General features: G+C 40.9%; 29 protein-coding genes. 7 read left to right on the forward strand and 22 right to left on the reverse strand.

Annotated features, from left to right (window positions below; all coding sequences use genetic code 11):
* Nucleotides 1–7: 7 nt before the first annotated feature.
* From G6R08_RS04725 to G6R08_RS04795, 15 genes are all read right to left on the reverse strand, one after another.
* Entirely contained in the window at nt 8–337 is a 330-nt protein-coding gene (locus G6R08_RS04725) for an EamA family transporter (protein ID WP_163526917.1), read from the reverse strand.
* Entirely contained in the window at nt 330–680 is a 351-nt protein-coding gene (locus tag G6R08_RS04730; protein WP_163526918.1) for an EamA family transporter, read from the reverse strand. Before G6R08_RS04730 ends, G6R08_RS04725 begins: the two co-directional genes overlap by 8 nt.
* Nucleotides 673–2,415, reverse strand: coding sequence for a DUF6020 family protein (locus tag G6R08_RS04735; protein WP_163526919.1), 1,743 nt, complete (start codon nt 2,413–2,415; stop codon nt 673–675). The genes G6R08_RS04730 and G6R08_RS04735 overlap by 8 nt, the downstream gene beginning before the upstream one ends.
* A complete protein-coding gene (locus G6R08_RS04740) occupies nt 2,412–3,350 on the reverse strand; it encodes a DPM/DPG synthase family glycosyltransferase (protein ID WP_163526920.1) in 939 nt (312 codons plus the stop codon). The genes G6R08_RS04735 and G6R08_RS04740 overlap by 4 nt, the downstream gene beginning before the upstream one ends.
* Nucleotides 3,351–3,561: 211 nt before the next feature.
* Nucleotides 3,562–5,277, reverse strand: a complete 1,716-nt coding sequence (locus G6R08_RS04745) for a phospho-sugar mutase (RefSeq protein ID WP_163526921.1) — start codon at nt 5,275–5,277, stop codon at nt 3,562–3,564.
* 324 nt (nt 5,278–5,601) lie between these two features.
* Entirely contained in the window at nt 5,602–6,087 is a 486-nt protein-coding gene (locus G6R08_RS04750; RefSeq protein WP_163526922.1) for a VanZ family protein, read from the reverse strand.
* 172 nt (nt 6,088–6,259) lie between these two features.
* Complete coding sequence (locus G6R08_RS04755) at nt 6,260–6,859, reverse strand: hypothetical protein (protein ID WP_163526923.1); 600 nt, start codon at nt 6,857–6,859, stop codon at nt 6,260–6,262.
* Between the two features lie 75 nt (nt 6,860–6,934).
* Entirely contained in the window at nt 6,935–7,057 is a 123-nt protein-coding gene (locus tag G6R08_RS04760) for an anti-repressor SinI family protein (protein WP_163526924.1), read from the reverse strand.
* 18 nt (nt 7,058–7,075) lie between these two features.
* Entirely contained in the window at nt 7,076–7,306 is a 231-nt protein-coding gene (locus tag G6R08_RS04765) for a helix-turn-helix domain-containing protein (protein WP_079527301.1), read from the reverse strand.
* 127 nt (nt 7,307–7,433) lie between these two features.
* Complete coding sequence (locus tag G6R08_RS04770; RefSeq protein WP_163526925.1) at nt 7,434–8,237, reverse strand: TasA family protein; 804 nt, start codon at nt 8,235–8,237, stop codon at nt 7,434–7,436.
* A 54-nt stretch (nt 8,238–8,291) separates the two neighbouring features.
* The gene (locus tag G6R08_RS04775) at nt 8,292–8,915 is read right to left on the reverse strand and encodes a TasA family protein (protein ID WP_163526926.1); all 624 of its coding nucleotides are present in this window, start codon (nt 8,913–8,915) and stop codon (nt 8,292–8,294) included.
* A gap of 61 nt (nt 8,916–8,976) precedes the next feature.
* Entirely contained in the window at nt 8,977–9,513 is a 537-nt protein-coding gene (gene sipW / locus G6R08_RS04780) for a signal peptidase I SipW (protein WP_163531110.1), read from the reverse strand.
* 41 nt (nt 9,514–9,554) lie between these two features.
* Nucleotides 9,555–10,478, reverse strand: a complete 924-nt coding sequence (gene tapA, locus G6R08_RS04785) for an amyloid fiber anchoring/assembly protein TapA (protein ID WP_163526927.1) — start codon at nt 10,476–10,478, stop codon at nt 9,555–9,557.
* 331 nt (nt 10,479–10,809) lie between these two features.
* The gene (locus G6R08_RS04790) at nt 10,810–11,265 is read right to left on the reverse strand and encodes an IDEAL domain-containing protein (protein WP_163526928.1); all 456 of its coding nucleotides are present in this window, start codon (nt 11,263–11,265) and stop codon (nt 10,810–10,812) included.
* A 182-nt stretch (nt 11,266–11,447) separates the two neighbouring features.
* Nucleotides 11,448–11,651: a hypothetical protein gene (locus G6R08_RS04795; protein ID WP_163526929.1), complete on the reverse strand. Its 204-nt coding sequence runs from the start codon at nt 11,649–11,651 to the stop codon at nt 11,448–11,450.
* A 239-nt stretch (nt 11,652–11,890) separates the two neighbouring features.
* Between G6R08_RS04795 and G6R08_RS04800 the strand changes: the two genes are divergently transcribed.
* The 5 genes from G6R08_RS04800 (at nt 11,891) to G6R08_RS21950 (ending at nt 16,132) form a co-directional block, all read left to right on the forward strand.
* Nucleotides 11,891–13,186, forward strand: coding sequence for a homoserine dehydrogenase (locus G6R08_RS04800; RefSeq protein WP_163526930.1), 1,296 nt, complete (start codon nt 11,891–11,893; stop codon nt 13,184–13,186).
* Between the two features lies 1 nt (nt 13,187).
* On the forward strand, nt 13,188–14,243 hold the full coding sequence (gene thrC, locus G6R08_RS04805) for a threonine synthase (protein WP_163526931.1): 1,056 nt from the start codon (nt 13,188–13,190) through the stop codon (nt 14,241–14,243).
* Nucleotides 14,240–15,148, forward strand: a complete 909-nt coding sequence (thrB, locus tag G6R08_RS04810) for a homoserine kinase (RefSeq protein ID WP_163526932.1) — start codon at nt 14,240–14,242, stop codon at nt 15,146–15,148. The genes thrC and thrB overlap by 4 nt, the downstream gene beginning before the upstream one ends.
* Before the next feature lie 197 nt (nt 15,149–15,345).
* On the forward strand, nt 15,346–15,720 hold the full coding sequence (locus G6R08_RS04815) for a hypothetical protein (protein ID WP_240339646.1): 375 nt from the start codon (nt 15,346–15,348) through the stop codon (nt 15,718–15,720).
* 247 nt (nt 15,721–15,967) lie between these two features.
* Nucleotides 15,968–16,132: a hypothetical protein gene (locus tag G6R08_RS21950; protein ID WP_205439393.1), complete on the forward strand. Its 165-nt coding sequence runs from the start codon at nt 15,968–15,970 to the stop codon at nt 16,130–16,132.
* A gap of 69 nt (nt 16,133–16,201) precedes the next feature.
* Here G6R08_RS21950 and G6R08_RS04820 read toward each other — a convergent pair whose 3' ends face one another.
* Nucleotides 16,202–17,098 carry an AEC family transporter gene (locus tag G6R08_RS04820; protein WP_163526933.1) on the reverse strand — a complete coding sequence of 299 codons (897 nt, stop codon included), beginning with the start codon at nt 17,096–17,098 and terminating at the stop codon, nt 16,202–16,204.
* 202 nt (nt 17,099–17,300) lie between these two features.
* Here G6R08_RS04820 and G6R08_RS04825 point away from each other — a divergent pair, with 202 nt between their 5' ends.
* Entirely contained in the window at nt 17,301–17,864 is a 564-nt protein-coding gene (locus tag G6R08_RS04825; RefSeq protein WP_240339647.1) for a transposase, read from the forward strand.
* A 30-nt stretch (nt 17,865–17,894) separates the two neighbouring features.
* Here the strand turns inward: G6R08_RS04825 and G6R08_RS04830 are convergent, their stop codons facing one another.
* From G6R08_RS04830 to G6R08_RS04850, 5 genes are all read right to left on the reverse strand, one after another.
* A complete protein-coding gene (locus tag G6R08_RS04830; RefSeq protein ID WP_163526934.1) occupies nt 17,895–19,547 on the reverse strand; it encodes a sodium:solute symporter family protein in 1,653 nt (550 codons plus the stop codon).
* Between the two features lie 15 nt (nt 19,548–19,562).
* Nucleotides 19,563–19,859 (reverse strand): DUF4212 domain-containing protein, encoded by a 297-nt coding sequence (locus G6R08_RS04835; RefSeq protein WP_163526935.1) that lies wholly within the window; start codon nt 19,857–19,859, stop codon nt 19,563–19,565.
* A gap of 33 nt (nt 19,860–19,892) precedes the next feature.
* Complete coding sequence (locus tag G6R08_RS04840; RefSeq protein WP_163526936.1) at nt 19,893–20,078, reverse strand: hypothetical protein; 186 nt, start codon at nt 20,076–20,078, stop codon at nt 19,893–19,895.
* 235 nt (nt 20,079–20,313) lie between these two features.
* Entirely contained in the window at nt 20,314–21,213 is a 900-nt protein-coding gene (gene murQ, locus G6R08_RS04845) for an N-acetylmuramic acid 6-phosphate etherase (RefSeq protein WP_163526937.1), read from the reverse strand.
* A gap of 14 nt (nt 21,214–21,227) precedes the next feature.
* On the reverse strand, nt 21,228–22,136 hold the full coding sequence (locus G6R08_RS04850) for a BadF/BadG/BcrA/BcrD ATPase family protein (protein ID WP_163526938.1): 909 nt from the start codon (nt 22,134–22,136) through the stop codon (nt 21,228–21,230).
* 251 nt (nt 22,137–22,387) lie between these two features.
* Between G6R08_RS04850 and G6R08_RS04855 the strand changes: the two genes are divergently transcribed.
* Complete coding sequence (locus tag G6R08_RS04855) at nt 22,388–23,239, forward strand: MurR/RpiR family transcriptional regulator (protein WP_205439394.1); 852 nt, start codon at nt 22,388–22,390, stop codon at nt 23,237–23,239.
* 67 nt (nt 23,240–23,306) lie between these two features.
* On the opposite strand, the gene G6R08_RS04860 is transcribed toward G6R08_RS04855, so the two are convergent.
* Nucleotides 23,307–26,417, reverse strand: coding sequence for a chitobiase/beta-hexosaminidase C-terminal domain-containing protein (locus G6R08_RS04860; RefSeq protein WP_163526939.1), 3,111 nt, complete (start codon nt 26,415–26,417; stop codon nt 23,307–23,309).
* Nucleotides 26,418–26,540 lie beyond the last annotated feature (123 nt).

The following is a 26,540-nucleotide window of genomic DNA, read 5'->3' on the forward strand; positions in this document are numbered from 1 at the left end:
ATTTGTTCTAGGTAATAAGTAAACAAGACCCTATGATTATAAATAAAACTCCGATTAACTTCTTTCCCGAAATGATTTCATTTAAAAAAATATAAGAAATCAGCATTGTCCACACATAGGTGATTGAAGTTAATGGAAAAACAATCGTATAAGGCAAGTATTTCAAAGCGATAATGTTCAAAATAGCCCCAGTTCCATAAAACAGTCCGCCTATGATAATATTTTTCATAACGTGGCCATTTATCGCAATACCATCCCTGGTTGCTCGTTTAAAAAAATATCCTCCTATAGCTCCTAGTAAGGTGAAAACCATGATGAGACACGCCCATTTAATCATGATCCCCACCTCCTATCAGAGCTGCACCTATCATAATAAATAGTGTTCCAAGTAAATTGCTTTCCGTTATTGTTTCCTGCAAGACCAAACTTCCCAAAAACAGGGCAAACACGTATCCAATACTTAACAATGGATGAAGCACTGATAAACTCCCAAAACGAAAGGCAATAATCATAAATACAGCACCGAGAAAATATAGAAAAAAGCCAAGAATTAAAGCTCCATTCAACTCTCCATTGGCCATCTTCCAGAACATTTGACCTAAGGCTGTCTGAAGTGAAGCCAATACCATTAATACTATTCCTAATCCATTCTTTTTAAATGACTGTTTAAATTCATTCATGTTTGATCGTCCCATTATCAAAATTCAGGAAGACAACTGCCATCATCAGGAATGCTATAAACACATTAGCTAATTGATAACGAAAGTCCTGTGCTGGTATGGCCAAAAACATGGTTCCTGTATTGAGCAGCACTGGTAAGATGACCAGCAAAGAACGCGGACCGTTCTTTATAGCTGCTGCCACACCCGCAAGAATGATAAAAAATGTATAAGTGGCTGGCCGTAAAATAAATTCACGCAAGTTCTGGTCAATCCATCCAAGACCATAATTGATATAACGATGTAAGGTGTTACTGAGCGGATCTGTTTTTAACCCATAATCATTGTACAAATACACATTCCTGGCATACGTACTCGTATAACCGTCATCCGGCTGATTGATTTGCCACAGAAGCGAAGTTTGGTCCAGATAAGCTTCTACTGCCAATCCGAAATTGTTAGACACAATTGACGCCCAAGTTTTTAGATAATAAGGGAAATCATTAAAAATAACCTCCTGATTATATTTCCCCGCGAACTTAATTGGGTTGGTTATATAAGGGTTATATTTTTCTTCCCATTTTTCTAGCGGCAAGATTTTATTGAGGTAGGTGCGCTGCTCTTTTGTAAGATCGCCATCTTCAACGATTACCTTAGCAATTTGCTGCGTTGGAATCCCCAGCGCTTCGTTTGGGCTTGTTGAACTCACATCCATATACGAATAAAATGGCCCGGATACAACAAAGTAGACCACCACTACTAAACCTAAAGTTAAGACTAACCGTTTCAAATACTTCCGAAAAGTGATCATCATAAGTATAGCCATCACAATGAAAATTGGCAGACCATTGTTACGCATAAAGCTAACGCCCAGCACCGTTAAACCAAGAATAAAAAGATGACCATTAGAAGCAAGCCATTTTCCTTTTGTTGAGATAATGTTGAACACTAGAATGGTAAAAAGGAAAAGGAATGCACTGAAAAAGATATCCTTCCACATAGCGATGGCGAAAATGCCGTTTAAAGGGAAAAGGGCGAACATCATTAGACATGCCCAAAGCCACTTCTTAGAAAATCCTCTTTTTTCTAAGCTGTACACCATATAACCACTTATAATCGCAATGACTACAATTTGAGAAAACGCTACGATGGCTGGAGACTTCCATATACTCGTAAGCCCCAGTATGTACCACGTATAAACCACCGGATGCCAATTACTAAAATCATAGGTATGGATTTGTTCCCAATGTGAGAATGAATCTGGCGTCATGGTTCCAGGGAAATAAGCAACCAAATAAAGCGACCAAATTAAGATCGGCGGAATGGCATATAACAATATTCTCCAACGTGATACTTCCCTCATCTTAAAGTGGAATGAAGTATGAACTAATGTGTATAACAGCCAAGTTATACCTATAAAAATCAAGATATACGACATACTATAGACCATTGCTTGGAACAGCCACGGGTAAGAGGCCAAATATTGATTTGTGTTTTTTAAACTAAAAATTAGCAACAAAGAAAATAAAGCTCCAAAGCTGAGTACCACGGGTCTTTTCATGAATGTCTGCAATTCATTTTTTCTTTTATTATAAGAGAGTGAAATGATGAAACTTAAAGCAAAGAATCCGAAGTAACTCAGAATAATGATTTTCCATGAGGTAGCTGAAAGCTCCTGATATAATGAAATAAAAGATACGGTACTTATTAAACCAACTATAATACTGACCATAGTGAGCATAACTATTTTCTTCATTTTTGAAAGTCCTTCATATCTGATTTGATCTTATTCAATTCGAGTTCATATTGCTTATTAAAATTAGCAGCTACCGTGTCAAGAATCAGACCACAAACAAGTGATAATACCGATAAAATCACAAGACCTACAGCCAATATAGCAGAGGGCACTTTCGAGATATACCCCGTATTGATAAATTCGACAATAACCGGGATCCCTGCGGAGAGTCCTAATAACAGGAACACCCCCGACCAAAAGGAGAAAAACAGTAAGGGTTTGTATTCCTTAAATAAGTTGAAAATCTTATTCAACACTTTATAGCCATCACTAAATGTGTTTAATTTTGATTCACTTCCATCTGGGCGATCCTTATACTCAATCGGGATTTCTCTAATTGTAAAACGTTTATCCAAAGTATGAAGGGTCATTTCTGTCTCAATTTCAAACCCTGGACTCATAATAGGCATCGACTTCACAAATAATCGATCGAAAGCGCGATACCCTGTCATAATGTCCTTCAAATCACTTTTATACAAAAAGTTAATCAAATTACGGACAAGGTTGTTCCCCAAATTATGAAACTTTCTTTTATTTTCTTCTATATATGTACCGTTTGATAAACGATCTCCAATCACAATATTGGCTTCTTGATTTATCAAGGGTTCCAGCAATTGGTGAACAAATTTTGCGGGATAGGTTCTGTCGCCGTCCACCATCACGTAGTAATCTGCTTCGATATCACGAAACATAGAACGTACAACGTTCCCTTTGCCCTGTTTATACTCCCTGCTAACGATAGCCCCGTTTTCTTCGGCTACCTTAGATGTTTGATCTTTAGAGTTATTATCATAGACATAAATGTCAGCTTGCGGGAGTTCCTTTCTGAAATCTTGAATGACGCTGCCTATTGTCTGTTCTTCATTATAGCAAGGTATTAATACAGCAACTCTCACAACGACGAACTCCTTTTACAAATCAATTTAAGTTATCGTTCTCCCAACACTTTAAAACATGAAACGACATAATTTATACATCATTTTTGTTAAGTTTTGTTAAGTTGTGTAAAGTTATACCTTGATATAGTTATAAAAAAGTAGTCAAAAGCTTTGTTTCCCACAAAAAATCCCGATATACAGTTAACAAACTGCTATCGGGACATTGATATTAAAGATGATGCTGAATTTTATGATTTACAGATTCCTTCACAACTTCAAGCAACTCACTACTATCTCTTCTGGAATCCGTCTTTACACCATAATAAAATTTAATTTTTGGCTCGGTGCCAGATGGACGAAGGCAGAACCAGCAGTCATTCTCGAGGTTGAATTTAAGAACATTTGCTTTCGGCAAGTGAATCGTCTCCACCTCTCCGTTAGCATTCGTTCTTTCTGATGAAGTGTAATCCTCAACAGATTCCACCTTCAATCCGCCAGCATCTTTTAAAGGACTTTCACGAAAGTCATCCATGATAGCTTGGATTTGCTGCGATCCTGATATTCCTTCCATTTTCAACGACTGAAGATCCTCAAGGAAATATCCATGCTTTTTGTAAATACCTTCTAACGCTTGCAGTAAAGTTTTCCCTTTCGATTTCCAATAAGCAGCAACCTCTGCTGAGAGCATAGCTGCCTGGACAGCATCCTTGTCTCGGGCAAAATCTTTAACGAGATAGCCATAGCTTTCTTCATAACCAAACAGGAATGTATGTTGACCGGTTTCTTCATATTCCTGGATCTTCTCACCGATAAACTTAAAGCCAGTTAGTGTATCTAATGAAGTTACTCCATAATGGTTAGCAATGACTCGCCCAAATTCTGAGGTCACAATCGTCTTAATCATAATTCCATTACTCGGTAAATCTTTATTCTGGGAAAGAAGGTAATCCAGCAGTAGAGCACCTGTTTGGTTACCAGTTAAAACTTGATATTCTTCATTTTCATCCGGTACTGCTATCCCAAGCCGGTCAGCGTCTGGGTCGGTTGCAATTAGAATATCAGCGTTTGTCTCTTTCCCTTTATTAATAGCCAACTTAAAAGCCTGATGTTCCTCCGGGTTAGGTGAGGCAACGGTCGAAAATTCAGGGTCTGGATCGGATTGTTCAGCAACCGTATGGACATTAGTTAAACCAATTTGGCTTAGACCTTTTTCCACTAACATTTTTGCCGTTCCGTGAAGAGGAGTGAAAACGACACTAAAGTCTTCGGCTGTTTTCGTTACTTCAGGATTTACATTGACCGTTTTTAATTCATCTAAATAAGCTTGATCAACTTCTTCATCAATCCACTTCAATAAGCCACATTGTTCAAGTTCTGCTCGGTCAGCTACTTCCACCGTCAATTCATTCTCTACTTGATTAACATAATCGATGACCGTTCCTGCTTCATTAGGAGGCATCTGCCCCCCATCACCGTTATAAACTTTGAATCCATTATATTCTGGTGGATTATGACTGGCTGTGATGACAACCCCCCCTGCAGCTCCAAGGTGTCTAACGGCAAACGAAAGTTCTGGAGTCGGTCTTAAGGAAGAAAACACATAGGATTGAATGTCATGATTACCTAGTACCTTTGCTGTTTCAACAGCAAATTCCTTTGACATGTATCTGGAATCATAGGCAATAGCAACACCTTTTTCTTGCCCTTCTCTTTCCTCTATGTAAGATGCCAGACCTTCTGCGGCACGACGAATCGTATAAATATTCATACGGTTGGTCCCTGGCCCTAGTTTGCCGCGCATGCCCCCTGTACCAAATTCAAGGTTTTTGTAATAGGCATCCTCCAAGGATTGTTCATCATCTTGAAGTTGATCCAACTGTGTTCGAAGGTTATCTTCAAGAGATGCGAAAGTCTGCCAGCGTTCAAATTCCTGTTTCCAGTTCAAGCAATCACTCCTCTGAACATTTTTACTATGTATTGGATATAAATTATATCATAATTTTATAAAGGTATAGACATAAAAAAGGACAGAGTAAACTGTCCTGCTTGTCTTAGCTTTGTAATTGTTGGATCAATCGATTAATTACGTCTTCTGAAGAAGCTAGTTCCGATTTTTCAGTTTGACTAATCACCGACTGGAGAATTTCTTTCAGGTCTTCTGCTTTCATAATTCCCACCTTTTCTAAATTGCTCGTTAGTATGTCCTATTCCTCATTATTTCGATAATAAACTATTTTTTTCGTCGGTCTTTTACAAGCCCTATCTAACGTTAGTTTCGATGTCTAAAGTAGTACCCGATGCTGATTAACACAATGGCAATCAAACCGCCAATCCCGTCTAAAAACACATCCCCATAATACGGCGTGCGATTTGGTGTGATCCCCTGGTGCAGCTCATCACTAATCGCATAAACCAATGTTGCTAACCACGCAATACTGATAGACCATTGGTACGTTTGTCGAGTGGTTTTACGGAGTGCATAGTAAATCAAAACGGTTAACACTAGAAATACGGTTACATGAGCACCTTTTCTAATAAAGAACTCAATAAACCCCGCTATACCGAGGTTTTCCACACTAATCTCACTATGGTGATATGTAAACGAGACTCCTTCAAACAAGGGGATGAGCCCTGAGAGGTCAAACCAATTGCCTAATAAGGGCTTTACATTCTGCTCCTCGTAAGGAGTCGATGAAGAATAAAAGATGATCCCCATCCAGACGAGAGCCGGCACCCAATATATAAACTTTTTCATAGATTTCCTCACAATTTGTAAAACTTGTTCTTATTTTAGCATATTTCCTCATAGATTGTGAGTTTTTTACAAAAATCACTGAGTCTTTACATGATTTTAAAGTCATCTCGAAATAGCGGGTGATGATAGATTTTCCCCATAAAAAAACAGGCCTCCAAAAGAGCCTGTTTCTTTAATTAAATCCTATTCGATTCCAGATGAACGATGATTCATCATTCGAAGCAATCATTCTACTATGTGTTTTCAATTCATAGCCTTCGTAATCAAAACGGTGAAGGTGTTTAATAATACTCTCCCCATCAGTACTTTGATACGTATAGAAAATGACAACAGGATGATGAAGGGGATCATAAAAGAAAATCGGATCTAAACTTCGAATCATTTTTTTAAAAGGCCACAAACCCAGGCGAGTCATCTTATCAATGTACTGATCATCGAGAATCCTTTGCGAATCCCATTGCATGTCCTTGTAGTAACTGTACTGCTGTAATTCACGATAGCAGACAGCTGCCTGAAGATAAGAGAGTGGGGATTCATCCCCTTTTATCGCCCTCATCGGATTTTGCTGTGCTTTTTCTTTTTGATTATACGATTGCAAATGTCCAGCACGACTCCAAATATAACTGTTTGAACTCATAATAAGTTGGGAAAATTGCTGTACAACTGGAGTTAAGTCGCAAATTATATTATCCCCCTCCAGGTGCGGTGGAACAGCCAACCCCAATCTATTCGGGTGGGCAGCTAACCGTGTAAACCTGTACTTCCCCTTCATCCTCTCACCTCTTCCTGCGGCCCATTCCTGCAGGCACTTTAATTAGAAAAAATGCAGTCAGGATCAAGCCGCAGTTTAGGCTCGTTCTCCTGAAATGAATTGTTTAATTTCTTCAATGCTGAGTCCAAGGTGTCTGGCTTCTTCTATTAGCTCGATCCATTCCTGATCAAGTTGTTCTTGTACATTCGATTCTGCCATATGATTCCCTTCTCTCATTTATTTTGCTTGATAATTGTTATATGTCTGATTGATTAATAATAATTCCTCGAGTGGAACATTTAATGTATCTGCAAATTTTTTCATAACAATAAGGGAAGGATTCCTTTGAATTCCTCGTTCTATATTGCTGATATATGATTTTGAAACGCCTGACATTTTAGCGAATTGATTTACGGTATATCCTTGTCCAAGACGCAAGACTCGTATTCTTTCTCCAATGGTTGTCACGTCTTCCTTGACCCCCGCTTCCTCCCCGGATATATTCGGTTATTTGTTTAAAAAAGCAGACACAAGCTGTTGTGCTCATGTCTGCTTGTGAAAATACTTTCTCTTTAAAATTAAGTAGCTTATTAGATTAACCTTCGGAATGGGCTTTTTCATTCGTTTTAATGTAACCATTGTCATCCACGTCATCTTCCTGAATGTTCAGGCCACCCCATTGGCGGGCTTCGAGAGTGAAAGTTACGTCAGCTGAGTCGCCTTGGAATTTGTTTTGGAGATAGTATTTGTCTTGATCATCTTTAGTATCATCATCTACGAACTCAACAGTAATTTGAACGTTATCAGGGTCCTCAGGAACAACTGGAATTCCCGTCCATTCATCAGGGTTAACGGTTGCAATATTGATTCTGCCGTCATTACTAACATATCCAGGTGTAACAGCGCCTAAGATTTTACTCTTCGCAGTACCGTCTCCCTGAGAAGCTTTATGAAGATCAGCTAGGGTTATATTGGCTTCACCTGTTATAATTTTAGGAAATTCTCCATCGCCACTACCTTCAGCTCCAACTTTAATGACTGTAACCTCAAATTGCTCTAAAAAGTCAATTTTGTCACCGTTATCGCCCATATCTCTATCCCCAGGCTTACCATCTTTAAATGTCACATTTTCTATGGAAAGCAGTACATCTTTGATCGCTAGACTTCCCGCATTTTCCATTTTAATTGTCCTAGTTGCACGGTCACCTGGTTTTAAGTCTGATAGTTGGAATTCCATAGACCCATCCACACTCGCTAAATTCAAGTCTAATGTTCCTGCAGCAACCTGGTTATCTAATGCTTCAACGTCATTAAAGGCCGCGAACGTTCCGCCTCCCACTAAAGCTAATCCCATTGTTGCCGCTAGCGCACCGCCCGATAGTTTCTTTTTAATACCCATGGCATCCCCTCCCTTCATATTTTAAGTAATGTATTCTTCAAATCATTTTATTTGTTATTCAGCAGCAGGGTCATTCTCGCTACGGTTTTCTCCAGCTTGCTGAGTTGCTTCGAAGTTCATAACGACATCTACACTATCGCCTTGATATACATTTTGAACGTATTCTCCTGATTCTTTAGTTTGGTCATCCTTAAATTTAATAGTAAATTCAAAATTAGTTTCTTGGCCTGATGATAATCCTTGTGCGAAATGGTATCCACCAGCGCTATGCGTTTGTAAAGCAGTTAAAGGAATATTATCATCCACAAGAGTTCCATCCTGTTTAATATCAACCGTAAATTGACTTAAAAAATCTTCTGCACTATTTTCTCCGCCTTCAGGAGTCTCTAAATCATCAGTAAAATTCTCAAAGGTTATTTTAGCTATAATATCTTTAAAAGTTAAAGACCCATCATTTTCAAGAACCACTTTTTCTGTAAAAGAATCACCAGGCTTTAAGTTACTAAGGCTAAAAACCTTTTCCGCACCATCATTCACAGTTAAGTCCAGCGTCCCAGCAGCAAAACTATTGTCCAAAGCTTCCACATCGTTAAACGCCGCAAATGAACCTCCACCTACAAGTGCTAATCCAAGTGCTCCTGTTGCAATCCCCATACCCATTTTCTTTTTAATACTCATTTTACTTCCTCCCTAAAATAATTTTTTTATATATTGAAGTCCCTATCCAAGAGACGCTCAATCATGAAGGTGTTGATTCTTCTTTTCTTTTCGGATCAATCTCCCGCAGTGCCCCTAAGATCGTGAAGAAGGCATAGCCTATGAGAAGTAATCCTGGAACAATAAGCAGTAAGGCCGTTCCCATTTGTGAGTTGGAAAAGTCTAAGAAGTAGCCTATATAAGGAACAGTCACGCCTGTATATTCAGCAACGACATTATCAGCAAGGACTAGCTGCTGATCTGGGTTCTCGTTGTTATCCCCTTTGGTTTGAAACATTAATGCATCACCTTGCTGCACGACATCGATAATTCTGTGGGTGACGAGTTTGTCTTCTGACTCAGCAAATGTAATAACGTCCCCTTTTTCAAGATTCGCTGTATCGATTTCAGAGTCTACGGCAATGACCGATCCTGTTTGGAAGGTTGGTTCCATCGATCCTGATAGGACTACTTTAAATTGATGTCCGAACAAGGTTGGTTCCCCGCCAGATGCTCTTGAGATAATGACTAGGAACACCATGGCGATCAGGAGGGTAAACAAGATTACGTTGACAGACATGCTAAGTATTTTCTTTACTTTCACTGCACTCTCTCCCTTCTTTATTTCTCTTTAGTAGATGTTTGGTCCGACTTTTCTTGTTTTTTCTGTTCACTTTCAGGTGATTGAGATTCTTTCTTTACCTTCTCTTTCGTATCAGCCGTCTGTGCTGACTTTGGTTGAGGTTCATCATTCTCGTCCTTGGTCTTCACCTTCGAATTGGATGGCGAGGATTGAGGAGACTCAGCTTTCTTTTTCTGAGTTTCTTCCGATTTAGGTTCTGGTTCAGATTGTTTCTTTTCAGCTTCTTCTTTTTTCTGTTTTTGAGCGGGTTCTGAATCGGCTTCTTGTTCTTTTTTGTTTGGTTGATTGTTCTTAGGTAGTGTTGACTCCTGATTTTTCATGTTTTCTGTGGTGGACTTCTGTTTTTCTTCTTGAGCAGATTCTTTTTCAACTTCCTTCTCATTCAAGCCCGGTACGATGAATTCAATAGATTCACTCCACAATTCGCCCTTACCTGGATGACCTTTACTTTGGTAAGCCTTAAACATATAGTTACCAGGCTTTGTAGCTGAAAATGTGATGCGGAACGTTTCTCCCTGATCCAGAACCGGGATTATACCTTCAGCGACCTTCTCACCCTTTTTGGGATTCCCTCTTTCAGCAAAATACACTTCATAAGTCGTGGTTCGCTCCATGGCTTCAGAATCACCACCGTTTTTCACAATGGCGTACAGCAAGCTTTTGTCTACTCCTTCCTTACCTTCAATAAATCCCAGGGAGCTCTTATCCCAGCCTTGATCTTGTTCTATATCTGCTTGTATGGAAAAATTCACGGATTCAATATCGTTAAAAGCTGCGTTCGTTGGAACGGACAGAAGCGACTGACCTGTTAATGGAGCACTCATAATAGTGACCGTTACTAATAGGAGACTCCCTTTGTGTTTATAAGATTTTAAATGAGTCCTGGTCCGTTTCTTTCGCATCTCCCCACTCCTTTCGCGACATTGTTTTTTGTTCTTTATAACGAATTTATAATTTGAGTATAGGTTGTTCGAATCAAAATAGAAAACCGTAAAATCGACGAAATTTTCTTTAAAACGAACAAAATTATGTGATTTGCTCTCGTTACCTACTATTTTCTTAGTTTTTCATTCTTTTTAATGAACGAATTCACATCATAAAGAACAAAAGAGGAAAAAGCTTCCACCTCAGGTCATCCAAATATTGGATGACCTGAGGTGGAAGCTTTTAGGGGATTTTCCATTAAAAAAAGCGCTACAAGTCGTAGCGCTTTTTCAAGTGTAGCTTATTTTATCAGCCGTATTCAGAATGCAAGGTCTTTGTTAAAGTTGTGAACGCATCTTGATCACGGAGATCCAGCGACTGATCAATTAAACGTTGGAGATTAATTTTCTCAAGTTCACCGATGATCGCTGCTATGTCTGTTTTTTCTTCAATAAGATTCTCAACATCTTCTTTATAATATGGTGCTGTTATCGAATGCAAATGAGTCAAAAAGTCAGGGAGAGCAATCAAGTCCGCTACAGAGACATAAACAATACGTTTGCCTCGTTGAAAAACAAAAATATCAAATACATTATGAACGCGCTTACGTTTTCGATCGATAATAATTTCACGCGACTCTTTTGGAATAAATTGATACAGTTCGTCATCAATAAACAGGGAGAAATACTGGTAGGCTAAAACAACTCGTATAAACCGCTTATCTTCTTTAACATAATATGGTTTTAACATTTTCACATTTAGCATATCACCCACCCCTTTGTATCAGAATATTCAGTATTTTAATCTATTATCTCTCATTTTCTAAAAAATTGAAAGGATTTTTGTAAACGGATTCATAAGTATTGTGAAGCATCTATATTTTGTTTATTCCTCATTACAAATAATGTGAAACAGTTTTCGGATAAATTTTTTTGAAACGAGGGACTTCAATCATGGATGGCAAATAAAGAACGTAAATGTTTACGAACAGCTATATCGATGAGATATGGTGTACATTGATGTTCCTCAGGATGGCTTACCTTAAAATTATGTACGGCCCGTAGTCCTTCCTTCATAAAGTCATCCTTCTTACCCAGTAAGCCCATTTCTGAAATAACCTGCAGAACAACTGCTTCCAAAACACTATTCATGACCCTTTGCTCCTTTAAAATAAATATAAAACCAGTCTTTCTTATTAGGTCTTTATATCTATTATAGTGTTAACTAAGGTTTAAACAACTATTATCGTTCGTCTTTTTTCTACAATTATTGCAAGTATTAAATTTATTCATTATTTTGGGGTTTCTTCCTTGTTAAGATTCTCACTTTCCGTTACAATGTCCATTATACAAAAATATATGTTTATTTCAGGTGGACAGGAGTGTGAACAATGAAGAATACCATTTCGGTGGGATTATTAGGTTTAGGTACAGTCGGCAGTGGGGTCATTGAGATTCTAGACGATCATAAAGAAAGCATTCAGCATAAAACGGGGTGTGACGTTACCATTAAAAAGGTTCTCGTCCATGACTTATCCAAGCCGCGACAATTACCTGCTGAAACGACTCAATTGACAGATCGCTATCAGGATATTACGGAGGACCCTGAAATTGATGTCGTTGTCGAAGTGATGGGAGGAATTGATCACACTTTATCAATCGTACTTGAAGCGATGGAACACGGAAAACACATTGTAACAGCCAATAAAGATTTAATTGCACAGCATGGTGCGCAGCTTTTTCAAACGAGTCAGCGAAATAGCTGTGATTTATATTATGAAGCAAGTGTTGCTGGAGGAACGCCCATTATCCGGCCGATTCTCGATGGTTTATCTTCCGATCGTATCAGTAAAATGATGGGTATTGTTAATGGGACTACAAATTTCATTCTAGATAAGATGACTAGGGATGGTGCTGATTTTGATTCCGTATTGAAAGAAGCTCAGGATCTAGGTTTCGCGGAAGCTGATCCAACAGCTGATGTGGATGGGCTTGACGCTGCCCGGAAAATGGCGATCCTATCAATCTTAGGTTTTTCCATGCCCTTTAATTTAGAAGACGTTTCCGTAAAAGGAATCCGCGGAACATCTTTATCTGATATAAAATACGCCAAGCAATTAGGCTATTCTATTAAACTTATCGGGATTGCTGATCATAATAAGGACGGGGCTTCTGTTAGTGTTGAACCAACGCTGCTTCCTGTTGAACATCCGCTTTCCTCTGTACATGACGAGTACAATGCGGTTTATGTCTATGGGGATGCAGTCGGAGAAACGATGTTTTACGGCCCTGGAGCAGGAAAGCTTCCTACTGCGACCGCTGTTGTTTCTGATTTAATAGCTGTCATCAAAAACTTGCGCCTCGGTGTATCTGGTTCAGCTTACGTGCAGCCGCAGTTTCCGAAACAACTGAAATCTCGAAAAGATCAGCTTACTAAAAAATACATCCGCCTTCATGTCATGGATCAGCCAGGCATGCTGATGGAGCTGACAAAGATTTTTGCCCAATACGGCATCTCTTTTGACCAAATCATTCAGCGACAGGCGGATCAGAACGACGAACGGGAACTAATGATGATCACGCACCAAGTAAGTGAAGAGGATTTTGATAAAGCTTATAATGAACTGGAAGCTCTGGACACCATCCGATCAATTGACAGCGTGTTTCGAGTAGATGGAGGGAAATGACATGTGGAAAGGATTACTACATCACTATAATGAACTTTTGCCAATTAATGAACAAACACCAAGCTTGACATTGCACGAGGGAAACACTCCCCTCCTCCCGATCCCGACGATTTCAGAAAAACTGGGGATCGAAGCTTATGTAAAAATTGAAGGAGCTAATCCGACTGGATCGTTTAAAGACAGAGGGATGGTGCTTGCCATGGCAAAAGCGATTGAAGAAGGGTCAGAAGCCGTCATTTGCGCGTCGACTGGCAATACCTCTGCATCTGCTGCTGCCTTTGCAGCTCGGGCTGGACTGAGATGTATCGTCGTCATTCCTGATGGAAAAATTGCTGAAGGAAAGCTTGCGCAGGCAGTTATGTACGGAGCTGAAATTTTTGCGATCAAGGGAAACTTTGACCAAGCTTTAAAAATGGTCCGGGAGATTGCTGAAAAGGAACCCGTCACTCTTGTTAACTCAGTAAATCCATACAGAATTGAAGGTCAAAAGACGGCAGCTTTCGAAGTATGCGACACGCTGGGTAAAGCTCCTGACTTTCTATCCATTCCAGTGGGCAATGCAGGGAACATTACTGCCTACTGGCGCGGATTTAAGGAATACCATGAGCAGCACGGCTATCAGCTTCCGCAAATGATCGGATTTGAAGCAAGTGGATCAGCAGCGATTGTGCGGAACGAAGTTGTGGAGAATCCTGAAACATTGGCTACAGCAATCAGAATCGGAAACCCGGCAAGCTGGCAGCCGGCTGTTGCTGCAGCAAGTGAATCCAACGGCAGCATCAATGAAGTGAGTGATGATGAGATCATCGAGGCCTATCAATGGCTGGCCCAAACTGAGGGTGTATTCGCCGAACCCGCCTCCTGCGCTTCATTGGCTGGTACTATTAAAAAAGTAAAGGATGGCACAATTCCTAAAGGTTCGAGTGTAGTTCATGTCCTGACAGGCAACGGGTTAAAAGACCCCGTAACAGCCATTGATACAAGCCTGGTAAAACCTACCATTATTGAAAATGATATTAAGCAATTTTCTGATGCCATCTCAGGTGTTCACTCATGAATAGCGTCACGATCCGAGTCCCAGCCACTTCGGCCAACCTTGGTCCTGGATTCGATTCGATAGGAATGGCCCTTTCAAAATATATCACTCTGGAATGTCAGCCAGCTGAAAAGTGGTCCTTTTCTGTAGCAGAAAAGGATCAGCCTTATATTCCAAGTGATGAAACGAACCTTATTTATAAGACAGCACTTTTTACAGCTTATCACTACGGAATCGAGGAATTACCTCCTTATCATGTATCGATGGTAAATGATGTCCCTGTTGCACGTGGACTTGGCAGTTCTTCAACGGCGGTTGTTGCCGGAATCGAGCTTGCTAATGCCCTCCTTCACTTAGAGCTAAATAAGCATGATAAGCTGAAAATCGCCTGCAAAATTGAGGGCCACCCCGATAACGTAGCTCCAGCAATATTAGGCGGTGTAGTCATCTCAAGTTACACGGGTGAAGACCTCGAATACGTTCGATTTACGAAGGGACTGAAGGATCTCTCCTTTGTTACGGTTATTCCAAGTTACCACGTGGAAACGGAAAAGGCTCGTTTGGTCCTGCCTGATGCGCTGAATTACAAGGCAGCAGTGCTGGCCAGTGGGACGGCAAACGTATTGGTTGCTGCTTTAGCTGAGCAAGACTGGACTTTAGTAGGGAAAATGATGAAACGTGATCAGTGGCACCAGCCTTATCGCAGGGAGCTTATTCCAGACTTCCCAGTCGTATCGAAAACACTTGAAGAGAATGGATCTTACGGCAGTTATATTAGCGGGGCGGGCCCAACAATGATAGCATTGTTTCCGAAATTAACTTCAGATCAACGCAAATCATTAACCCATCAATTTCCCGAACATCACGTAGAGATTTTAACAATAGATACAAAAGGATTAGAAACAGCCGTACATGTGGATCAGTGATTTTTCACTGATCTTATTTTTTGAAAGAATAACTTCTTTTTTGAAAAGTTGATAATTAGTTAAATTATATTTCATACCAATGAATGGCTATTTCTGAAAAATATTTGCTCATATGAAAAAAAATCGAAAAATTCTACTATAAAAATGGCGAATAATTGGATACAATAGAATAAGAGAATTCATAAAGGGGTTAGACGATGATGGCAAAAAAAAGTAAGCAATATGACTATGACTTAAAAGAAGTAAAACGACTAATTGAGGAAACCGATAAAAACTATCGGGAAATTTCTCAGGATACCGGGTGTCCTTACGCAAGTGTTGTGTATCATGGTCGAAAAATTCGCGGCCGAGTCAATCGAAGCAAACATGACATGATCAGTGAATTACCACAGTCTACACTTTTTTCATCGGAAGAAAAGATCCAAGAGCCAATGCCGTTATTCGATGGCACTACTTTAAACATCTCGAGAAACAATATTCCCATCCATGATGCTGAACAAGAAGCAGTCAGGATGATTAAAGCAGCCAGAGCTCTCGGATTGAGCAAAATCAACATAACGATCGAGAAATAAACATACCAAATACCCCTAAACTAAGCATCCCCCATTTTTATAATAGGGGATGTTTTTCTGTCTTAACTCTGGTTTCCACATTTCTTCCACCTCAGGTCATCCAAATATTGGATGACCTGAGGTGGAAGTTTTTTGTAAATATAGCAGCTAAAAGGATAATACATGAATTTGGTGGGAATAGCTTTTCTAGAAAAACACTGATCCTCTGTGTTATTTTTATATAGTGAAAAGAAAGGAAGATCGTATCATGTTTTATTTATTATTCGCTGCCTTTTTCGTCATTTACTTAATAGCAGGTTATGTTACACCACTCGAGCTTTCTGCATTTGCAGTTGTGCTATCTGTTGCGCTTATTTGTTCAAACCTATACATGTTCTTTAAAAATCGCAAACAAGAAAAAGAAAACAAATAGCATTTCCCAATTTATTTCCACCTCAGGTCATCCAAAATCTGGATGACCTGAGGTGGAAATTTTCTGCCACTACGTTAGGATATTTAATACAATGGGAATCGTAATGATACTCAAAATCGTAGTAATGAGTGTGATACTAGATACTAGGTCTGGCTTTGAATCAAACTGAACGGCATACATTGTCGTGGTTGCGGCAGATGGCATCGCTGCTGAAATAATTAAGACATTAGCCATTAAATTACTCATTGGCAACAGTACTGTTAATCCCCAGGCGATAAGAGGTGATCCCACCAATCGCAGGGTGGCAGCATAAGAAATTCTGCCCCACTCTAGATGTTTCACGGTAATATTGGCAAGCTGCATTCCTAAAAGAATCATTACCGTCGGGATGGTAGCGCCCCCTACTAGAGAAACACTCGACATCAAATTCTCCGGAATTGAGACAGAGGAAAATTTCATAATCATAGCTGCGATCACGGCATAAGTCGGGGGCATTTTTAATACTGTTGAAATAGCCATTCGTACCCCCGCAGAGCCTTTTGCTGCATAATATACGCCAAAGAAATTCATGACAATCTGCTGCAGTACCATGAAGGACACGGAATACACAAATCCCGCTTCCCCAAAAGCAAATAAAACGATCGGCGCCCCATAATTACCTGCATTCATAAATGCTGTAGAGAGGATCATGCCACTTTCCACCGAAGAATCAAGTTTCATAACTTTAGCGGTAATTTTATTAATCAATAGAATAAGAAAAAGTAGTAGAATCGAAAAGATCAGCATCATTAAATACTCACTATTAAATTCAGCCTGATAGAACGTTTCAAAGACAAGGCACGGAAGCATTATGTACAGCGTCACCGTAGAAAGTGATTTAATTTCAAGGCGCAGGAACTTCTGCAAAACGAACCCGGCTATAAAGACAATGATAACAGGAAGAACGACTTGGAAGAATATCGTCATAGAGCTAAGCCTCCAATAATAATTTTAACTCTATAAGTTTATCAAAATTGAAGTCATCATACATAATATGCCACCTCAGGTCATCCAGAAACTGGATGACCTGAGGTGGCATATTTACCCTTTTTCTAATTATGCAGGATTTTCAGGATAAAAGTCGAATAGTAACTAAGTGTTTATGTACTAATTTAGAGAGGATGTTGTTATGGCTAACCCGAAACGAATATGGTTTCCTCATGCCAGCTATCACATTACGGCGCGCGGAAATCGAAAAGCAGATATTTTCTATGATTATCACGATCGCTATTATTATCTTGAACTTCTTGCCCAGAACAAACAAAGCTACCCCTTCCACCTCCATGCCTATTGCCTCATGACTAACCACGTACATTTGCTCATCGAAACGATCGACCACCCTCCCGGTATCTTCATGAAAGAACTTCATTCCAATTATGCCATGTATTTTAATAAGAAATATGACTATGCGGGCCACCTTTTTCAAGGACCATACAAGGCGGATCTCCAGGATGATGTGAATGCAATGCTGCAAGTCAGCCGCTATATTCATTTAAACCCCTGCCGCGCCAACCTTACCCACTCTCCTGAAGACTATCGATGGAGCAGTTACCCACACTACATGTCAACAAATTCACCCAACACACTTGTGACAACCTCAAAACTACTTTCTTACTTTAAGAATCCAGCAGAGTACGACTGGTTTGTTAAATTACCAATAAAAACCACCTCAGGTCATCCAGAAATTGGATGACCTGAGGTGGTAAATATATCCTACCAGCGGCTACTCTTTTAGCCAAACTTCTCCGTTTTTGTATTGTACTTGTTCTGGATAGCGTAAGTCTGTGACTTCATCTTGAGTTTCCTGTGTCGGCGGTTTAGTAGACAGTGAGACGAAAATATTCGTAATGATGGCTGCAGCAGCTCCAAATACTCCAGCGCCGGTGTCAATAATCCCTAAAATCGTAAATCCTCCGTACTTAGCAGCGAAGATATAACCTAGCGTAACGGTTAAACCAACGATCATTCCAGCAACTACCCCCGGGCCATTCGCACGTTTCCACCATACACCAAGGAATAAAGCGGGGAAAAAGGATCCTGAAGCTAAGGCAAATGCCCAGGCCACAATTTGTGTGATCGCTCCTGGTGGGTTTAACGCAAGTAAACCTGCACAAACAGTCGCAAGGATAATCGACCACCTTCCTACTGCGAGGCGTTTCTTTTCACTGGCATTAGGATTAATGGACCTGAAATAGATATCGTGGGACAACGCAGCTGATATCGAAATCATTAGTCCGCCAGCGGTCGATAATGCTGCAGCCATGGCACCTGCAGCCATTAATCCTACAACAAATACACCTAAGTTTGCAATTTCAGGTGTGGCCATAACCACAATGTCATTGCTGATCATGATCTCTGTCCATTGTAAAATTCCATCACCATTGTTATCAGCTAACGATAATTCCCCCGTATTGATCCAGGGCTGGGTCCAGGCTGGCAGATTGCTCAATGAGGAACCCGCCACTTCAGTCATTAGGATGAATCGGGAAAAGGCAGCATAGGCTGGTGCAGATAAATAAAGAAGACCGATAAAGAGAAGCGCCCAGGCCCCGCTCCAACGTGCAGCTTTCATAGTAGCAACGGTGTAAAACCGGACAATAACATGAGGCAGCCCTGCAGTGCCGGCCATTAAAGTAAACATTAACGCTAGAAACTGCCATTTTGTTGCCCCTGTAAAAGGAACAATATATTCAGTAATCCCAAGTTTTTGATCAAGGATCTGCAGTTCCTCGATAATTTGACCGTAAGATAACCAGGGTGCCGGGTTCTGAGTCAATTGCAATGACATGAAAATTACCGGGATTAAATAGGCAACGATCAGGACGAGATATTGGGCTACTTGTGTCCAGGTAATCCCTTTCATACCACCCATCGCAGAATAAAAAGCAATCAGTACTACCCCAATTAAAGTACCTGTAGTTGTGTTCACTTCGAGCAAGCGTCCAATAACAACCCCTGATCCAGATAACTGGCCGACAGAATACGTAAAACTGATAATAATCGTAGCGATCGCAGCAATGATTCGTGCTGTATTACTACGATAACGATCCCCGATAAACTCCGGGACCGTGTAACGGCCGTATTTCCGAAGTTGAGGGGCCAACAAGAAGGTTAAGAGCAAGTAACCGCCTGTCCAGCCCATTATATAGGCAAGTCCATCATAACCGAGAGCCATTACGGTACCGGCCATTCCAATAAAAGAGGCCGCACTCATCCAATCTGCGCCTATAGCCATCCCGTTAAATACAGGTGGAACGCCGCGGCCAGCAACATAGAAGTCCGACGTGGCGCGTGCTTTGTTAAAAACCGCAATACCGATATATAAAGAAAAGGTCGCGATTATGAGGATGAGAGATACAATAAACTGTCCATCCACAATATTTCCCCTCCATTAATGATCTTTTGTGTGATTGTTGGTATCAACAAACTCAGGATCAAAGCCAAATTTTTTATCGATCTTGTCGCTCATAACCGCATTAACAAAAAGCAAAATGATGAAAGTTAAGACCGCTCCCTGCGATCCCATATAATAATGGAATGGAATACCTAGAACAGTAATGGATGAAAGGTCTCGTGCAAAAAATACAATAATATAAGATGCTAAAAAACCGATCGATAAATAAATACAAATCATAGTGGTTCGATATTTAAAATAAGCCTCTGCTTTAGCTGGATCCATTTTTTTCATCTCTCCCACCTCCTTTCAACCGAATAAAGAATTTCAGCTACGTAAATTAAAAATAAAGCGAACGGTATCCCAGAAGGGCATAGGAACCATGATTATTTTCACTAAAGCAAAGCTAAACAAGCCAAGTAATGGAACGAGCATAAAGATTAATTTCTTTCTTCTCAATGCAAATATGACGGAAATAACTGTAATAAGTGAAAGAATGATGACTGGCATCATGGCTAGTCCCTCCCCAAAATTGTAAACGTTATCATTTTACGCAAAAGAAAAAGAGGTTATGATTCCTCTTTCCCATTTTTTCTAATTATTTAAATTTACAGAATATTATGTTTGTTATTATTAGACATATATCGATAAAAGTCAACCATGAAAAATGTCCCACACCGTCCAAAAAGCCCCACCTCAGTTCATCCAAAATATGGATGAACTGAGGTGGGGCTTTTTGGAAATCTGTTTAGTTAGATTCGGCTTGGATGGCTTTCCCTATGTGACCGTTATGTTTAGCTAAAGAAGCATGTACCTGCTCTCCTTTAAGAGAAGTCAATAGTGCCAAAATAGCTGGTTTAACTGCTCCATATTCGTGAAGCACCTGCTCTGCCTTCTTTTCAGAAACACCTGTTGCCTCCATAATGATATGCTTCGAGCGAATCTGCAACTTTTGATTCGTAGGCTGCAAATCAACCATCAAATTACTGTACACTTTTCCTTGCTTAATCATCGTACCTGTCGACAGCATATTTAAAATTAGCTTTTGAGCTGTTCCAGCCTTTAACCGGGTCGAACCCGTAAGGACCTCTGGACCTACATCCGCAACCAACGTAAGGTCTGCTTCCTCTGCCATATCTGATCCCAGTGAACACACAACAGCCAGCACAAGAGCTCCATGGTTTTTGGCCTCTTTCATTGCTCCAATCGTATAAGGGGTCCGACCACTTGCCGCAATCCCGACGATCACATCCTGCTGATTCACATTCTTAGCGTTTATGTCCAATCTACCTTGTTCCACATCATCCTCGGCTCCTTCAAAAGCACTTGTAATGGCTGCCGGTCCACCAGCAATAAGGGCCTGAACATGCTCAGGGTCTGCACTGAATGTGGGAGGACATTCCGAGGCATCAAGAACACCGAGCCGCCCGCTGGTACCAGCCCCAACATAGATCAAACGCCCCCCTAACGACATCCGTTCAGTAATTTTGTCAATGGCGGTGGCAAGCTGAGGAAGAATCTTGCCAATTGCTTGCGGTACAGCATAATCTTCCTTGTTCATCAATTGCACGATTTCAAAACTGCTTGCTTGATCAATCGTCAACGTACTTGAGTTTCTTTGCTCTGTAGAAATTTCCTTTATATTCATAGAAAAATCCTCTCTTATTCAAAAATGCTATGTGAACTATTCGAGCTACAGCTTTTCTTTTTTTCAGCAAGCGAACAAACTCCCATATAAGCAGGCCGTTTAAGATGTCTCACCTCACGAAAAGGGCAGGTGATTTTCTTAGAAAAAGCAGAAAAAAACCGTTCACTGCCTAGCAACACATTCCCTGCCACCACGAGTACGGCTCCTTCATCAAGCTCCATCCTGCCGTAGAGCTGTTCGACCTGTCTGGCAAGTTCACTAGCACCTTCCTGAAGCAGCTGACAAGCCTCCCGATCTCCTTTTATCGCTAATTGATTAATAAATTTAGCAAGAGCAGCCACACTTGTTTTATCCTGGGAATAAAACCAACTTTTCACTTCATTTACCTCGTAAGCCTCCATATAGGACATCACTTTTTCGCAAAAAGGAGTATGATCCAGGCCCATTTCAAGGGCGTATAGTACTCGTTTAACAGCAGACCTGCCAAGAGTGTATCCCCCTCCTTCATCTCCTAATAAATGGCCCCATCCCCCTCTGATAAACAGCTTTTGGTTTTTTTTGCCTGCATGGATCGTGCCTGTTCCTGCAATCGTAAGAATCCCCTCTTGATTAGGCAAACCTGCTTCATAGGCGAGTTCCACATCACTAATAACATCTAATTTCGGATTATTCCGCCACGACTTCGGCAGCGTGATAGTGTGTTTCATCGTCTGATAGCCAGCCATACCGATGACGATATGTTGAATAGGCTGCTCGGATGCTTTCTTGCATGCATCCATCACAGTTTCAATATGCTCAAAAGCCTTTTGTTCATTTATCAATGGATTCCCATAACCTGACTCAAAGGTAAAAAGCACTTCTTCTTCATTATTGATCAGCGCGCCTTTCGTTGCTGTGCCACCTGCATCTATCCCAATAATCATGGATGTGTTCCTTTGCAAAGTTGAAGTCGTTTTTGTTTTATTAAAGTTATTTGTCCTCTTTTTTTCATGAAAAACGCCTCCTACAGTATATAGTTTCAAACAATACTATTTTTTATTGAAATTTAATTTCATTATAGCATATACTTATTCTATGATGTAAACGTTTTTATTTGCTAATATGTTTATAGATCTTCAGAATGATTAGCTACAGAAACGCATCCTTGGAATAGATTGTATGAGGAGGAATAACCATGGCCTACATATCCGGTGGACTCGCCATGTTGAGAAGTGTGGTAAGCAGCCTCCCCACTTCTGAACAAAAAATCGCCAACTACATTTTATCTACACCAGAAACCGTCGTAACAATGACCGTAAAACAATTAGCGGAACAAAGTAAGACAAGCTCTGCTGCGGTTATACGTTTATGTAAATCACTTGAATTAAAAGGATTTCAAGAACTAAAAATGAGAATTGCCGGGGATGTGCAGAAGCCATCCACCTCGGAATACAGGGATATAAACGAAGGGGAGTCTGTGCACCACATCATCGGTCAAATGACGCAGAATGGGATTGAAATTATAAAGCAAACAGAGGAAATGCTGCGACTTGAGGATGTTGAGGAAGCGGTGACCACCATTCATGAAGCGGGATCGATTCACCTGTTTGGAATTGGGGCGTCGGGTCTTGTGGCAGCAGATGGCCAGCAGAAATTCCTGCGTGCCGGTCGATATGCTTTTTGTTTACAGGATCCACACATGGCTTATACCACACTATCCAATGCGAAAGAAAAGGACGTAGCGATCGCCGTTTCTTTTTCAGGTGAGACGAATGAAGTGATTCAATTCTTACGGTTGGCCAAAAAAAATGGCATGAAAACAATCAGCATTACCAAATATGGCTCTTCAACAATATCCCAACTTGCTGATATCCCTCTCTACACATCCGCAACCCAAGAGGCGATGATCCGCAGTGCCGCAACAAGTTCCAGGCTCGCCCAGCTTCACGTAGTGGACATCTTATTTATGAGTTATGTGTCCAATTATTATGAAGAAGTCGTTGAATATCTGGACCGCTCCCGAGCAGCCATCGACGAACAAAAATAATGTGGAAAAAAACACCACCTCAGGTCATCCAGTTTCTGGATGACCTGAGGTGGTTAATTTAGGTAATTTACTTGTGAAAATCTGGGTGAGTGCCTTTTCCTTTCTTCACATGAATCTGGGCAACCATTGGGTCATGATCGCTGGCACGTCCACTTGCTTCAGAAAAGTCTGCATTGATGTGAACGGCATCGATTTTTGTTTCTTTTGCTAAATGATCGCTGACAAGAATGTGATCGAGTACTTGTGAGTTCCCCTGGTAAATATAAGAATAGCGATCTTCAGTCGGAAGTTGCTTAACCATATTGGATAGATCATCGCCTGCAAGTGTTTGCAATGGATTTGAGAACACAAAGTCATTCAAATCCCCGAGCACCACTACATTCTCCCGCTTCACTTCCTCATCGACCTCTTCAACAAAATTATTTACAACCTCAGCTTGCTCGATACGCTGCTCTTCACTTCCCAGCACAACAGGATGTTCCGCTCCAAACAACGCGCCGTCACCGCCTTTTGAATTAAAGTGATTGGCGATAACGATCACTTTTTCACCATTAAATTTGAATTCTGCAGCCAGCGGCTTACGAGAATCATTAAACGCGGCATTCAGTGGATCAATGCGGCCCGGGTTTAGCGTCAACCCGTTTTCGTTAACATCAACAGCTGTGACCGCGTCGCCCTTAGGCTTATCAGTCAGCGATACACGCTCAGGGTTATATAGAAACCCTACACGAATATTTCCACCAGGCTGCCCTCCGTCCATTTTATCAACTGGATTAATGTTAACGAACTTATAGCTTGGTCCGCCTGCAGTTTCAATGGCTTCAATCAATTCTTGATAACTCTTATTTGCAGCGACCGTTCCATCATCTGTCGGCCCGTTATTATCCTGAATTTCAGTCAGCCCGACAATATCAGGACTATTCAAATTCTTCACCAAAGCCTCGCCCAATCGAGCGGCCTTCTCCTGGTCACCCGCTGCGGAGAAATTCTCAACATTGTAACTTGCCACAGTCAGTTTCTGCTTCGAACTCTCAAGCTCCGTCACTTCCCGCTCTGTACCGCCATCCATCAACTCAGGAAAATCTCCGGACGGACGAATCTTGAAATTACTATAATCATAGCTGACCACACCCGTGATCATTTCCGTAAAGTAATCCCCAGTCACAGCATCAATTCCAAGCCCATCCACATCTATCAAAAGACGCTCAGGATTATAATCATTCGGTGAAATGAGCAGACCATCAGCACGGGTAAACCGCTGATCTTCACTAGTTTCCCCATACACAGCGAGCTCTTCATATTTTACTGGTGCCGCAACCGTAGCATCCTTAATCCCAATTAACATCCCTTCAAGACTTTCGTAAAAGTCCAAACCATCCTCTTTCGCATCGAACGACTCCATGCCATCATTTTCAATCACTTCCGTAGGCTGCTCTCGGTCCACGCCTAACACGATTGGATCCGGAAGTTTGGTTCCACCCTTTGTTACGCTTACTTCTGATGCACTAATTTGCGTTGTTAATAAATCCTCTGCATCAGAGTAACCTTCTTCCCGCCATTCAGTTACTTCACCAGCTACCTCTACATGGTCGCCCACCTCTGCTGTACCTGAACGGTCATACACATAAATCCCTTCAGATGTAGCCACTTTGTCATCAGGGTTAAGACTTTGCATGTAGAAACCATTTGATCCATCAAGTTTTGTTACCACGCCTTCTACATGCTCAACGACATTACCTTCGTATGGGGACGTATGACTCGCACCTTGAATGTCATGGATCTCAACATCATCCAGTGGCTTCAGCACCTCGTACTCAAAGGTTGAAACTGGACTTACTTCCCCTGTTTCTTTTACAACAACTGCCTTAATGGTTGTATCCTGCTCAATTGTAATTGGCTCAGTATACTTAGTACTGCTTGGCGTTGGTTCTGAACCATCTGTTGTATAATGGATAGTCGCATTTGATTGCGCGGTGTACAGTTCCACTGTTTCACCCTCTACTAGGGAACCTGACGCTGGATTCGCCTGCACAGCAAACACTTCGTTGACAATATCCCGTGCATTACGTGGAACAAGTCGATATTCATTAAAGCTGTAATTAACGACACCAGCAATTTGCTCATATGTTTTTCCAACTTCTAGAGCATTTTCATCGTTAGGTGTAATCGTAAATGTTCCTGCTGAATCCTGTACGGTGAAATCTCCGTAACTATTTTTGGATAGAACCTCTACCCCATTAACTTGAACAAATTCACCCTCAATTGTTTCACCTTCATTTTGGGAAAATTGTTGAGAAGTTACGTTCTGGGGAGAAGGGACGCCAACTTCTTCTGTGACGACTTCTACATTCGCTGACGAAGCAAGAATCTGCTGCATCCCATAATAATCAGAGAACTCGCCTGTGGCGGTCACTTCATCGCCTGCCTCAGCTGATAAACCGGGAGCACGAACGATAATGCCTCCTGTTTCATCCTGAATGTACAGATTTGTTTGACCACCAGTTTCAAAAGCAACTGTCGCAATTCCTTTTACCTTAACGGTTGCTCCTGGTTCGCTTGTCCGCGCATCCTTAATTGATTGCAGCTCTACTTCAGGAACATCCGGCATTTGATAGCTTCCTAGATACTCCGTCGTATCCTTGGCATAGCTATCCCATTCTCCTGCTGTTTCAAAAGGGTCATCTGTATTTTTGTTCCCAGCAGTAATTGACTCCTTACGAACAAGTGTGACGTCATCAGCATACGATTCTTCGCTGCCAATTTGACCGATAGAATCAACCACCATGCCGTCTTTCTTTAGGACAACGGGATCATTTCCATTAAAATTAATCGCAGAATTGTTAGTGGCATCCGCACTTGTTAAAATCTCTTGATTTGCCCGGCTATTAGCTGCCACGAAAACTTCACCGCTTGGAAGTGTACCAGACAATTCGAAAGTACCCGTCGGCTCCAGTGACCCGTTTGCATACATTTCGATCGTGTAGGCAGACAAATTTATTGAACTGCCCGTTCCGTTATAGATTTCTATCGCTTTATTATAACTGCTTCCCTCTATGTATTCTGAGAAAAATAGGTCATCTGCTGATTCCGCTGCATGACTTTGAGGAACCGCACTTGCAAATGGACTTAACGCTAATACAGCTGCCAGACCAGTAACAACCGTCTTTTTAATACTCATTTCATTCCTCCTAAATAAGTTATAAAAATCTATCAATCTTTCCCAAGTATAAAAGATAATCCGCCTACACATTGACCTTTTTTCTGTAAAAATTACAAATTGCGCCAAAAGACACAGCACAAG

It is taken from the genome of Halobacillus ihumii, from assembly GCF_902726645.1.
In the GTDB taxonomy this organism is placed as follows: Bacteria; Bacillota; Bacilli; order Bacillales; family Halobacillaceae; genus Halobacillus_A; species Halobacillus_A ihumii.